Annotated in this window: 11 protein-coding genes; 8 read left to right on the top strand and 3 right to left on the bottom strand. The window is 39.8% G+C overall.

Annotated features, from left to right (window positions below; all coding sequences use genetic code 11):
• Positions 1 to 257: 257 nt before the first annotated feature.
• The 8 genes from CWD91_RS08700 (at position 258) to CWD91_RS08665 (ending at position 10,602) form a co-directional block, all read left to right on the top strand.
• Entirely contained in the window at positions 258 to 989 is a 732-nt protein-coding gene (locus CWD91_RS08700; RefSeq protein ID WP_103440605.1) for a carboxylesterase family protein, read from the top strand.
• Between the two features lie 139 nt (positions 990 to 1,128).
• The gene (locus tag CWD91_RS08695) at positions 1,129 to 3,189 is read left to right on the top strand and encodes a thioredoxin domain-containing protein (RefSeq protein ID WP_239985711.1); all 2,061 of its coding nucleotides are present in this window, start codon (positions 1,129 to 1,131) and stop codon (positions 3,187 to 3,189) included.
• A 381-nt stretch (positions 3,190 to 3,570) separates the two neighbouring features.
• A complete protein-coding gene (locus CWD91_RS08690) occupies positions 3,571 to 5,289 on the top strand; it encodes a GMC family oxidoreductase (RefSeq protein ID WP_103440603.1) in 1,719 nt (572 codons plus the stop codon).
• Between the two features lie 4 nt (positions 5,290 to 5,293).
• Positions 5,294 to 6,001, top strand: coding sequence for a gluconate 2-dehydrogenase subunit 3 family protein (locus tag CWD91_RS08685; RefSeq protein WP_103440602.1), 708 nt, complete (start codon positions 5,294 to 5,296; stop codon positions 5,999 to 6,001).
• A gap of 43 nt (positions 6,002 to 6,044) precedes the next feature.
• A complete protein-coding gene (locus CWD91_RS08680; RefSeq protein WP_103440601.1) occupies positions 6,045 to 6,878 on the top strand; it encodes a sugar phosphate isomerase/epimerase family protein in 834 nt (277 codons plus the stop codon).
• A 377-nt stretch (positions 6,879 to 7,255) separates the two neighbouring features.
• Positions 7,256 to 8,977 (top strand): GMC family oxidoreductase, encoded by a 1,722-nt coding sequence (locus CWD91_RS08675; protein ID WP_103440600.1) that lies wholly within the window; start codon positions 7,256 to 7,258, stop codon positions 8,975 to 8,977.
• Positions 8,978 to 8,980: 3 nt separating this feature from the next.
• Complete coding sequence (locus CWD91_RS08670; protein WP_103440599.1) at positions 8,981 to 9,700, top strand: gluconate 2-dehydrogenase subunit 3 family protein; 720 nt, start codon at positions 8,981 to 8,983, stop codon at positions 9,698 to 9,700.
• A 140-nt stretch (positions 9,701 to 9,840) separates the two neighbouring features.
• Positions 9,841 to 10,602, top strand: a complete 762-nt coding sequence (locus CWD91_RS08665; RefSeq protein WP_239985708.1) for a M15 family metallopeptidase — start codon at positions 9,841 to 9,843, stop codon at positions 10,600 to 10,602.
• A gap of 147 nt (positions 10,603 to 10,749) precedes the next feature.
• On the opposite strand, the gene CWD91_RS08660 is transcribed toward CWD91_RS08665, so the two are convergent.
• From CWD91_RS08660 to CWD91_RS08650, 3 genes are read right to left on the bottom strand one after another with little or no spacing between them, the layout of a single operon-like run.
• Positions 10,750 to 11,928 (bottom strand): THUMP-like domain-containing protein, encoded by a 1,179-nt coding sequence (locus tag CWD91_RS08660; RefSeq protein ID WP_103440598.1) that lies wholly within the window; start codon positions 11,926 to 11,928, stop codon positions 10,750 to 10,752.
• A gap of 7 nt (positions 11,929 to 11,935) precedes the next feature.
• Positions 11,936 to 13,024 carry an AI-2E family transporter gene (locus tag CWD91_RS08655; RefSeq protein WP_103440597.1) on the bottom strand — a complete coding sequence of 363 codons (1,089 nt, stop codon included), beginning with the start codon at positions 13,022 to 13,024 and terminating at the stop codon, positions 11,936 to 11,938.
• 3 nt (positions 13,025 to 13,027) lie between these two features.
• Complete coding sequence (locus tag CWD91_RS08650) at positions 13,028 to 13,678, bottom strand: DUF4159 domain-containing protein (protein WP_103440596.1); 651 nt, start codon at positions 13,676 to 13,678, stop codon at positions 13,028 to 13,030.
• Positions 13,679 to 13,736 lie beyond the last annotated feature (58 nt).

Below are 13,736 nucleotides of genomic sequence, written 5' to 3'. Positions count from 1 at the left end.
CTTTTATAACTATTATCCTGTTTTTTGTTTAAGGAATGATCTAGAATGTTAAATAAACGTATATACACGGTAATTTGAAAAAAATAACATCAATTTGCCGATTACAGTACAAATTGGAACGGTGTGTGATAATTACAATAATTCCTTTGGAATATCAATAAAAATAGCATGAAATGAGTCGTATTAAGAAGTTGATGACATGGATATTTTTTTAGGTAAATTCCATTTGGCCTAGAATGAAGAATAAATTTAACTAGATGAAACAAATAGTATTAATTTTTTGCTGCCTATTTATTTTTGAGGGTTGCGCCTCCCAATCATCCCCAGAATTGGTACATTCCGAAATGGAGGTTACTACTTCGGAAACATTGCGCTACTATCTTTATTACCCTGAAAATTATGAGGTAAATGCGGACGAGAAGTTTCCTATATTACTTTTTTTACATGGTGGAGGTGAATCGGGAGGGAATTTAAAATCCGTTAAACGAAATGGTCCTCCAAAACTCATTGCCCGTGGCAAGAAATTTCCTTTTTTAATTCTAGCTCCCCAGAATCCCAACGAAAAAATGTGGTGGAACACTAGAGCTGTAAATAAACTCTTGGATACCATTATTGCCCAAAATAAAGTGGACGAAAATAGAATATACCTTACCGGACTTAGTAGGGGCGGTGGGGCAGCCTGGGAAATGGCCGTTCAATATCCGGATAAATTTGCCGCTTTGGCCGTTGTTTGTGGAATGACACCGGTACCTTATGCCTCATGGATAAATAAAAACATGCCAATTAGAGTCTTTCACGGGGATCAGGATAAGTCGATTGCCATCTCGGAATCTGTAGAAATGGTAGCCAAATTAAAGGAAATGGGTTATAATGTGGATTTTACAATTTATAAGGGTGTTGGACACAACGCTTGGGACAAGGCCTATGAAAATGATGAGCTTTATGAATGGTTTGTAAGGCAAAAAAAGGAGGATTTATCCAAAAATTAACAATCAAATAGAGGTAGAACTTTATCTGATTCTACCATAATTGAAATCAATTGTTGTATTTTTCAAAACTGAACAATATTTAGTCTTTATGATGCGAAGTTACTGCCTTAGGTTTTCTTTTGTTAATCTATTTTTCTTGATGACAATGATCTTATTTTCATGTGCCGATATAAAGGGTCAGAAAAACGACCACAAATACACCAATGACCTTGTTCATGAAACGAGTCCCTATTTATTACAACACGCCCATAACCCTGTCAATTGGAGACCATGGAGTCCAGAAGCTCTTGAAGATGCCAAAAAGGAAGATAAGTTGGTCTTGGTAAGTGTGGGTTATTCTTCCTGTCATTGGTGTCACGTTATGGAAGAGGAAACTTTTGAGGATGAGGAAGTGGCCAAGTTAATGAACGAAAATTTTATCAGTATAAAAGTAGATAGGGAAGAAAGACCGGATGTTGATCATGTGTATATGACCGCCTTACAGCTTATCAATGGCAATGGTGGATGGCCTCTGAATGTAATTACGTTGCCTAACGGAAAGCCCATTTATGGGGGTACCTACCATACCAAAGAACAATGGAGCAAGGTTTTGTCCGAGGTTAGCAAGCTATATAAGGATGACCCTAAAAAAGCCAACGAGTATGCTGATATGGTTGCTCAGGGGATACAGGAAGTAAATATAATAGTGCCTGGTTCAGATCTTGGAGTTTTGACTCCCGAGGTTTTAAATAAAAGTGTTGAAAAATGGAAGGATAACTGGGATTTGAAATGGGGCGGAAATAATGGATCACAAAAATTTATGATTCCAGTTAATTTGGATTTTTTGTTGGATTATGCAGTTTTAACAGATGATGAGTCCGCCAGAAGCTTTGTTAGAACCACATTGGATAGGATAACCTGGGGTGGGGTCTACGATCATATTGCGGGTGGATTTTACAGGTACAGCACAGATTCCCAATGGAAGGTGCCACATTTTGAGAAAATGTTATATGACAATGCACAGTTAATAAGCCTTTATTCCAAGGCTTACAAGGTGTTTAATGAGCCACTTTATAAAAAGGTGGTGGAGGAAACCATTTCTTTTTTGGATAGGGAGATGAAAAACCCTGATGGTGGTTATTATGCAGCTATCGATGCGGATAGTGAAGGTGAGGAGGGTAAATTTTATGTTTGGAAAGAAGAAGAGCTAAAATCTATACTAGGTTCGGATTTTGAATTGTTCTCCAAATACTTCAATATAAAGCGTTCCAATATATGGGAAAACGATGCCTATGTTCTTTCTAGGACCACTGGCGACGCGGAATTTATTAAAGAAAATAATATTTCCAATGAAGATTGGGAAGCCTATCTAGGCCGATGGCAAGAAAAATTATTAACCGAAAGAAATAAAAGAATTAGGCCCAATACGGATGATAAAATCATTACTTCATGGAATGCCCTATTAATTACTGGCTTTGTAGATGCCTATAATACTTTTGGCAAGACGGCTTATTTGAACAAGGCGGAAGAAGTGTTCCGTTTTATTGAGAAAAATAGTTTGGACAAAGATCAGTTGCTACATACCTTCAAAAAGGGAAGTAAAAAGAGTGATGGTTTTTTGGAGGATTATTCCTTTTTGGCCAATGCCAGTTTAAAATTGTACGGTTCAACAATGGCTTCCAATTATTTGGATTTTGCCAAAAACATGAATAAAATTGCCAATAATAAATTTGCAGATGAAAATTCGGGCATGTACAGTTTTAACTCCAGTGACGAACTAATTGCCAAAATAATTAAGACCGATGATGGGGTTTTGCCCTCACCCAATGCCGTTATGGCAGAGAATTTACTCCTTTTAGGGCATATAGATTACAATAAAGAAGCTACACTTAAGGCCCGGTCAATGCTTTCGTCCATGATTCCAGTGTTAGAGGAAAATGCCTACAACTATTCCAAATGGAATTCCTTATTGCTCAAATCGGCATTGCCCTTTTATGAAATTGCCGTTGTGGGCGATGATGCCAAGCAGTTATTGGCCGAATTACAGCAGCAAAATTTACCAAATACCTTAATTGTAGGAAGCAATAAAAGTAGTGAGTTGCCTTTGTTCAAAGGGCGCTATGCCGATGATGGAACCTTTATTTATGTTTGCCAGGACCACACCTGTAAATTACCGGTGGCCACTACACAGGAAGCTCTGGAACAATTGAAAAATTTCTAGGCAGCAGTTTTTTTAATTAATGGCAAGGCAATTTAATTTTTGTAACCCCTTGGAGCATTTTTAATGTCTCTGGGTCAACAGATACCGGGGTAATTGCTAAACTTGCCCTACTTTAAATATTTTTATTCACTAAGTGGGATTTGAATGCTCCAACGCTTGCCTGTCCCATTCCATTTAGGCGGGCCCGCCCGAAAGGAACGGGCGTGCGCCTAAATGTTATCATTGGTTTCCATTCGATGCCTCATGGACTTGTTCAGAAGTATTTGACGATTTTCAATGGTTTTGTGTCAAATTACATGAATTTTAAGGTTGTTCGGATAAAAAATTTTAATTTAATATCGTTTAAACTTATATTGAGCTTCAAAATTAATTCTTAAGAGTATGCAGATAAAAGAATCATCAACTATTTATGATGTCATCATAGTTGGGTCCGGTGCCGGTGGTGGTATGGCCACAAAAGTGTTGTCCGAGGCGGGGCTAAAAGTGGCCGTTGTAGAAGCGGGTCCGTTTTTTGATCCCAAAAATCCTGAACAGATAACACAATTGAAATGGCCATATGAATCTCCTCGGAGAGGTGCCAGTACCACAAGGGCATTTGGGGAATATGATGCTGCATATGGCGGTTGGGAAATTGACGGGGAACCTTATACTCAAAAAAATGGATCAAAATTTTCATGGTTTAGGTCACGTATGTTGGGGGGTAGAACCAATCACTGGGGACGTATCTCCCTGCGTTTCAGTCAACGCGATTTTAAGCACAAGGATATTGATGGTCTTGGGGAAAACTGGCCTATAGGTTATGAAGATGTAAAACCTTACTATGATAAGGTAGACAAGTTAATTGGTGTTTTTGGGTCAAAAGAAGGTTTGGAAAACGAGCCGGACGGGTTTTTCCTTCCTGCCCCTAAACCTAGATTGCATGAACTGTACTATATAGATGGAGCCAGGAAATCCAATATTCCCGTCATCCCCTCAAGGATGTCCATGGTGACAAAAAAGATAAACAACGATCGCGGAGTCTGTTTTTATTGCGGACAATGTAGCAGGTCTTGTCAAATATATGCCGATTTTTCATCAGGAAGTTGTTTAATCTTCCCCGCGCAAAAGAATGGAGGCCAAATAGACCTTTTTGTGAACGCCATGGTACGGGAGGTAACTACCAATGAGGAAGGTAAGGCCACCGGGGTACTTTATGTCAACAAGGAGGATCGCAAAGAATATGGCTTAAAGGGGAAAATTGTTGTCCTGGCTGCATCGGCCTGTAGTACCGCAAGAATCCTATTGAATTCCAAAAGTAAGCAACATCCTGCCGGACTGGGCAACAGTAGCGGAGTTGTAGGAAAGTATCTGCACGACTCCACGGGAGGGGGAATGACCGGATTTGTCCCTGAATTGATGAACAGAAAGACATACAACGAAGATGGTGTAGGCGGTATGCACGTGTACACACCTTGGTGGTTGGACAATAAAAAACTGGATTTTGCCAGAGGTTATCATATAGAAATATGGGGCGGTTTGGGGATGCCGAGCTACGGCTTCGGATTTAACCCAAATGCGCTGAATGAGTTCTTAGGTGAAAAAGTTGGAGGCTATGGCAATGTCCTTAGGGAGGATGTAAAGAAATATTACGGAGCAATGATCGGTTTTGCCGGTCGTGGGGAATCCATAGCTTTGGAAAGTAACTATTGTGAAATTGACCCAGGAAAGGTTGATGAATTTGGTATTCCAGTATTGCGCTTTAATTATCAGTGGTCCGATCACGAACGTCTACAAGCCAGGCATATGCAAGGAACCTTTGAGGAAATAATTGACAATATGGGGGGACAGGTCATAGGCAAACCGGCCGGAAAAGATAGGGATTATGGTTTGCTAAACCCTGGAGAAATTATTCATGAGGTAGGTACCACAAGGATGGGGGATAATCCTAGAACTTCCGTAGTCAATAAATGGGAACAAATGCACGATGTGGATAACGTTTTTATTGTTGATGCAGGTCCCTTTGTCTCGCAAGCGGATAAGAACCCTACTTGGACCATCTTGGCCTTGGCTTGGAGAACATCAGATTATATAGTTGAGCAATTGAAAAAACAAAATATCTAGTATTATGGATAGAAGAAAAAGTATAAAGTCCATTATTCTTGGAGGTGTAGCAGGCGGATTGGCAATAAATGGATGTAAACCAGGAACCGAAGGTGAGGCTGGAGCTGCCGATGCTCTGGTACAGGATGAAAAACATTTTGGGCGTACCCCGGAAGAAAAGGAATTGTTGAAAAAGCTGTATGCGGAACAGTTTTTTAATGAACATCAAATGGAGTCTTTGGGAGTATTGTGCGCTTTAATAATACCGGCCAATGGCTCATATGGTAATGCAACAGATGCTGGGGTACCAGATTTTATAGAGTTCATGGCAAAGGATATTCCTGAATACCAAACTCCTCTTGCAGGGGGACTTATGTGGTTGGACCATAAAAGCAATAAGGAATATGGAGTGGAATTTAAAACTGCTACTGAAGCCCAACAAAAGGAGATTATGGATGCCATTGCTTTTCCTGACAAGGAAAATCCAACATATGAACAACAATTCTTTTCACTGATCCGCAATTTAACCGTAACGGGATATTATACTTCCAAGGAGGGTATTGAGGATTTGGGGTATAAAGGTAATTCCCCCAACGTTTGGGACGGAGTACCGGAAGATGTGCTGGCAAAGCATGGAAAATCCTATGATCCGGAGTGGATTGCCAAATGTGTGGACCAAAGTAAGCGCAACGTAATGGCTGAATGGGATGACGAAGGTAATTTATTGACCTAGAAGGTCTTAAGTTGTACAGGGAATTTAAGTAATTAAACAAAAGATGAATAAATTAAAGCTCCTATCGCTATTTTTATTGGCCATGGTTTTTTTCGGTACTCCAACTGTAACGGCCCAAGAGGTGGGATTACAATTGTACAGCCTTAGAAATCAGTTTAAGGAAGATATTCCAAGCACCTTAAAATTGATAAATGACTGGGGTATCTCCGTTCTGGAAGGAGGAGATAGCTATGGGATGCCCGAGGAGGAGTTTAAAGGGTTACTTGCCAAAAACAACTTAAATGTGGTCAGTATTGGTGCCGGATTTAACGATTTGGCCAATGCACCGGAGGAGGTTGTAAAAAAGGCCAAAAGTTACGGCGCCACCTATGTGATGTGCGCATGGATACCACACGATGGTAATAATTTTGGTATATCGGATGCCCAAAAGGCTGTTGAGGTATTTAACACGGCAGGAGAGCTTCTTAGAAAAAATGGATTAAAATTGGCCTATCATGCCCATGGTTTTGAATTCAGGCCCTATAAGGCCGGAACCCTTTTTGATTATATGGCAGAGAATGCCAAATATTTCGATTTTGAAATGGATGTTTATTGGGTGCATCACGCAGGTGTCGACCCGCTTAAACTGCTTAAAAAATATCCTTCCAAATTTATTTTAATGCATTTGAAGGACATGCAAAAAGGGACCAAAAAAGACAATACCGGCCATGCCGATGTGGAAACAAATGTGGTTTTGGGAACTGGGGAAGTAGATATAGCGGGAGTTGTTGCAGAGGCCAAGAAGTTGGGCATCAAGTATATGTTCATTGAGGACGAATGTTCCAGGGTTGTGGAACAAGTACCCAAGAGTTTAGAGTATTTAAAGGGATTAAAATAATCTCCCATCCATTCAAAATATTATTGATATTAACTCAAAGGCCTCTATTTAGGGGCTTTTTTATTTGTTTAAGGGAAGTAGATGGGCTGAATGGAAGTAGGAGGCATGAAATCTTTGGAGACTAAACTGAAGATTATGGTAGCTTAATGCTATGAGGATGGGTAAAAATATTTTTTTATTCCATAGGGTTATTAGTAAAGGAATTGGAACCTTAATCTTCAGGGTTGCTTTCAAAGAATTGTCTCTTCTAATAATATTTTATCAAATATCAATGGTTTTATACCAAATTACATGAATTTTGAGGTTGTTTGGTTAAAAAAATCTAATTTGACTACATTTTAAACTTATATTGAAGTTCAATATTAATTTATTCCAATATGCAGATAAAAGAATCCTCAGAAATTTATGATGTAATAATTGTCGGCTCGGGTGCAGGTGGCGGTATGGCCACGAAGCAGTTGGCCGATGCCGGTCTCAATGTGGCGGTTGTTGAGGCTGGACCGTTTTTTGATCCGGCAGATCCCAAAACTATGAACCAATTAAAATGGAATTATGAATCTCCTAGAAGGGGGGCTGGAACAACTAGGGCATTTGGCGAATTTGATGCCGCCTATGGCGGTTGGGAGATAGAAGGAGAGCCGTATACCCGTGAACCAGGTACTGAATTTGATTGGTTTAGGTCACACATGTTAGGGGGGCGTACAAACCACTGGGGGAGAATTTCCCTGCGTTTTGGACCAAAGGATTTTAAGGGGAAGACCAGGGACGGTCATGGTGAGGATTGGCCTATAGGTTATGATGATGTAAAACCGTATTATGATAAGGTAGATAAATTAATCGGGGTATTTGGAACGAATGAAGGACTGGAAAATGATCCAGACGGATTTTTCCTTCCTCCCCCAAAACCAAGATTACATGAGGTTTTCTATATAAATGGAGCCAAAAAGGCAGGAATACCTACTATTCCAGGTAGACTTTCCATGTTAACCAAAAGAATTAATGCGGATCGTGGCGTCTGTTTCTACTGTGGACAATGTTCACGCTCCTGTTCTGTATATGCCGATTTCTCATCGGGAAGTTGTCTTATATTTCCAGCGCAAAAAAGCGGTGGCCGAATTAAATTATTTGTCAATTGTGTAGTGCGGGAAGTGACTACCAATGAAGAAGGCAAGGCAACAGGCGTGTCTTACATCAGTAAGGACGATAGAAAAGAATACAAATTAAAAGGCAAGGTTGTGGTTTTGGCAGCCTCCGCCTGTAGTTCCGCCCGTATTCTCTTGAATTCCAAAAGTAAACAGCACCCTAACGGATTGGGAAATAGTAGTGACGTTGTTGGGAAGTACCTGCACGATTCTACCGGGGCCAGTAGAGCTGCCTTCGTTCCGTCATTGATGAACAGAAAAGTATCTTATAATGAAGATGGGGTGGGCAGTAACCATGTATACTCTCCTTGGTGGGGAGATAATTCCAAATTGGATTTTCCTAGGGGATATCATATAGAAGTCGGCGGTGGCATGAAGATGCCTGGCTATGGTTTTAGTTTTAACCCCAATGAATTTAATAAGTTCTTTGGGATAAAAGTAGGAGGTTATGGGGATAGCTTGCGCGATGATGTAAAAAAATATTACGGGTCCGTACTGGGTATTGCCGGAAGGGGCGAAGGTATTGCCCGTAAGGAGAACTATTGTGAAATAGACCCTACTACAGTGGATCAATTTGGCATTCCCGTATTAAAGTTTAATTACAAATGGTCCGATTTGGAGAAAAATCAGGCCAAGCATATGCAGGATACTTTTGAGGAGATCTTCCACAATATAGGGGCAGAGCCTTTAGGGGAAAAGCCCGGCAAAGATCGCGATTATGGACTGGAGGCTCCAGGTCGTATTATACATGAAGTTGGTACTACAAGAATGGGCAATGATCCCAAAACATCGGTCACGAATAAATTCAATCAATTACACGATGTGGACAATGTCTTTATTGTAGACGCAGGGCCCTTTACTTCCCAAGCGGACAAGAACTGTACTTGGACCATTTTGGCTTTATCCTGGCGTGCCAGTGATTATATTATTGAACAATTAAAACAGCAAAATATCTAGACCATGGATAGAAGAAAGAGTATACAAACAATAATTCTTGGTGCGGGAGCATCCGCCATGGCCTTTCATGGCTGTAAGACCGATGGAACGGATACGGCAAACGAAGCTGTTGCCGCAGCTGAAAACACCCATTATTTTGGTCGTACTCCAGAGGAGTTGGAGCTTATTGAAAAATTAAATGCAGAACAGCTATTTACGGAACATGAAATGGAGACCATAGCGGTATTGAGTACCGTAATACTTCCCCCTAGGGAACCTAACGGAGGACCCATTGAAGCAGAGGTTCCGGAATTTATAGAATTTATGGGTAAGGATATCCCTGAGCTGCAGCTTACGCTTAAAGGGGGGCTAATGTGGTTGGACCATAAGAGCAATAACGATTTCGGAACCGAATTTAAATTGATTGATTTGGAACAACAAAAGCAGATATTGGATACCATATGTTATCATGATCCTGAAAAATCGTTGGACGGGCAACCGCTCGAAATACAATTTTTCTATTTGATGCGCGGATTAACGGTTTGTGGTTATTATTCCTCCAAAGTAGGAGTTGCCGAACTGGGCTATAAAGGAAATACGCCCAATGTATGGGATGGTGTTCCGGACGATGTGTTGGAACAGCATGGGGTGTCCTACGATCCCGAATGGGTCGCAAAATGTATCGATCAAAGTACCAGAAACGAGATCGCTACTTGGGACGATAAGGGCAACCTTTTAACCTAGGTCCAATAAAATTGGTTTTAAGTAAGGATCGGTATTTATTTACGATACCCTATTGGATATATTAAAAGCCCCTATTTCGGGGCTTTTTTGTTTATTTGTTGTTGGGAACGCTACGTTCCCGGAGATTAAAGGAATAATTATTGGCACAGGAATATATGAATGGGAATTGGACAGTTTTTAAAGGAATGGCCATTTTGGCAATGGCTCTTCTTTTTGGGTGTAAGGAGGTAGCTGTAAACAAGAATATAAAGAATGAGATTGAAACCGAATTGAAGGGAGACGACTCATTGATAATACAAAATGGGGAGAGGGAAGAAGTGCCAGGCCCCAAATTGAAATCCCTTGAGGGCCTGGCGGATACCCTATTTGTTAGGCTAGCCGATTACAGTGATGATTTTGTATATGACCTGCGATATGCCACCGAAAATAATTTTTTAAAGGCCAAGGTATACGATTGTGCAGAGTGCTATACCAGAGTAAAAACGGCGCGGGCACTTCTTTTGGTCAACACGGAATTAATGGGCAAGGGGTATAAAATAAAATTTTTCGACTGCTATCGTCCCAATGATGTACAATATAAAATGTGGGCCATAGTTCCTAATCCACAATATGTGGCAAACCCAGTAAAGGGGTCGATCCATAATAAGGGTGGTGCAGTGGATATTACATTGGTTAGCTTGGAAGGTAAGGAACTGGATATGGGTACCGATTTTGATTTTTTTGGAAAAAGGGCTTATCATGATAACTTGGACCTGCCAAAATTAATTCTAGACAATAGGTTGTTGTTGAAGGAAACCATGGAAAAATATGGTTTTTGGGCCATTCGAACGGAATGGTGGCATTACAATCTTGGAACCGCATCCAATGATAAAGTGGCTAATTTTAAATGGGATTGCGATTGAAATTGTTTAAGGGATTCCTGGATCTTTTAAGTGACTCCAAGTGAAATCCAGACCATAATAGTCACTTCGACAGAGCGAGGAATGAACGACGAGAAGTCTCACATATTAGGCTACTTAATTGTAGCTATAAAATGCTGCGTACGGCCCTTATAATTTATGACAATGAACTACAATTTTTTCACCTTCGGGATTGGTGGTAAAAAATAGATATACCTCCCCTCCGTCCTTGATCTTGTATTTTTTTCTTATTTCGGCGACGCTCATAGGAAAATTACGCACTGTAATATTGGCTTTGTTCAGGTTAAGTTTTTGGATTTCTTTTTTGTTGAAGGGAATGGTTTTTGAAATTTTAAAGGTTCGCCCCGGAAATTCCAAGAGATAGCTATTGGTGTATAAGTGTGAATGGTCGTGTAGTTTGAACAAATTAAATTTATTCCCAAGGGTTTTAAAAGCGCCTGACTTTAGGATGGCTGAATTGGGCTCGTATAAATATTCCTGTGGATCGGAGAAGTTGGAAAGCGCCAATTTTTCTTCCTCAAGCCCAATGTCAAACCGTTCTATTTCTATTCCGGATAGGTTTACCGTTTTTATTAGTACTTCATTTTCGTAAGCATGTTCCAAAACCCACAGGATTTCCTTCACTTCATTTTTAACTGCAACAATGTGAATCTCCTTAACAAAGCCCAACTCCTTAAGACCTGCCGATATATCCAGTAGAGGGGAGGTTTTTATCATTATATTCTTTGCCCTACAAAGAATGGTGTCTAGATTACGGGGGACATTTGGAAGGCAATCGGACAATAAAAAAACCTTTCCCTTTAAGTCGTGCCGGCGAGAGGGATCTATAAATACCCAATCGAAAGTAACTTCGGAATTTTTTAATAAATCTATGCCGTCCATTGAATGGGTATGGATGTTGGTCCTACCCAAAATCTTAAAATTATAATCGGCTATTTTGGAAAGGTCCCTGTTCATTTCACAATGATGAACCCGCTCCATACAAAGACTAAAAAAATAACTGTCCACCCCAAAGCCGCCTGTCATATCCAAAACCGACTTACCTCTTAACAGACCTGCTTTATATTGGGCTGTGATTTCGGAAGAGGTCTGTTCTATATTTAGTTTGTTGGGGTAATAAATGTTTGGTGTGCCAAACCAAGTGGGAAGTTTAGACTGGCATTTAACCTTTGCTTCAATTTGTTCAGCAATTTCCTTGTTGGTTACACCTTTGAAATTTAACGGTTTCAATAAAATGGATATAAGGTCCGTCCTTAAATTTTCACTTATAAAATCTTGAATTTCAGATGTTAAAATATTATTATTCAAGGTGGAATTATAAATTTTTTGTAATGGATTTTACGATCTTATTGTCGGAGAAAAATTCCTTTAAAATTACCTTTATGGCCGTATATCCTGGTACGGCAATAATCATACCCGTAACTCCAAGAAGTAATCCACCAATAATGATGATCAGAAAAATTTCCAATGGGTGCGACTTTACACTGCTGGAGAAAATAAAGGGTTGGGAAAAAAAGTTGTCTACCAATTGGCCAATAATAAATCCTATCATAACATAGCCGGTTTTGGGTAAAATCACCGTACTAAAATCTGCCCCTACGTTGCTGGTCATGGTTAAAACTGCCATCAATATTCCCCCTATTATAGGGCCTATATAAGGAATAAGGTTTAGAAGGGCGCAAAGGAAGGCGATTACTATGGCGTTTTCTATCCCAAAGATGAAAAGGACAATGGAATAAATGACAAACAAGATCAGGATTTGAAACACGAGACCGACAAAATATCTGGAAAGTAGATTTTTAATGGTTTCCATGGAATGTTGAAATCTATTTTCATTGTTCTTAGGGATTAGGGTGAGGATGGATTCCTCAAAAAGCTTGCTGTCCTTTAAAAAGAAGAAGGCTATAAATAATACAGAAAATAGACCTACACTAAAACTGCCCAATATACCGATTACTGAATTTAGGAAATCAGGGAGAATCCCAAAGTTAAAGTTTGAAAACAAATGAGAATCCTTAATGCCCTGCTCCAAATCTTCTGATTTAACACCAAAATATTCCAAGAGCTGTCCGTATAAATCCTCTAAATTTCCCTGTAGGGCTTCAATGTTGAGCAGGGATAAGTTTTGGCCCTGTTGAATTAACAATGGGACAAACAAGGCTATCACCCCAGCAACAATTCCAACAAGGAATATCATGGTTATAATAACGGCTATGGTATTATTGAATTTTAACTTCTGACGAAAAAATAAAACAATGGGCCGTCCAATTAAGCTGGCCACCGCCGCTATGGCAATGTATATTAAAACAGCGCTTATTTTATGCAGGAAAATCAAAAGGATTACAATTGCCACAACAATTCCAAGAGCCCTTAAGATACCTTCGGCAATAGTCTTTGATGTCATAACTTAACTTTTAAAAGCGTATGAGATTATATTGGCCCCCATTTGTAGAGCCTTTATGCGTACCTCCTGAGGGTCGTTATGCACTTCGGGATCTTCCCATCCGTCCCCAAGATCGCTTTCAAATGTAAAAAGTAGGATTAGGCGGTTTTGATCGAAGATTCCAAAGGCTTGGGGCCGTTGACCATCATGCTCGTGTATCTTGGGCAATCCTTTTGGGAATTGGAATTGTTGCTGAAATATAGGGTGATCTGCCCCTAATTCGGTAAGTTCCTTATCTGGAAATACTTTGGTCAGTTCTTTGCGTAAGTAAGGTTCCATTCCAAAGTTGTCATCTATATGTAAAAATCCACCTGCCATTAAATAGGTTCTAAGGTTATCTGCCTCTTCCTGGGAGAAAAATATGTTTCCATGACCCGTCATATGTAAAAAGGGATACTGAAATATATTTGGGCTGCCTACTTCCACCGTTTGCGGTTTGGAATCTATTGTAGTCCTTAATTGTTGGTTACAGAATTTTATGAGATTGGGAAGTGCAGTGGGATTGGCGTACCAATCCCCACCACCACCATATTTTAAAATAGCAATTTCCTGGGCGTGTAAAGATGTAGCCATATAAAAATTGAAAATAATAAGGATCGCAATCAACTGCTTCATGTAAACGTGGAAAATTAAGGTATTCAAATTTAAGAATATTAACGAGTTAAAAAACTAT

The sequence above is a fragment of the Arenibacter hampyeongensis genome (genome assembly GCF_002909255.1).
GTDB classification, from domain to species: Bacteria; Bacteroidota; Bacteroidia; order Flavobacteriales; family Flavobacteriaceae; genus Arenibacter; species Arenibacter hampyeongensis.
This window is presented reverse-complemented; position numbering and strand designations above follow the sequence as displayed.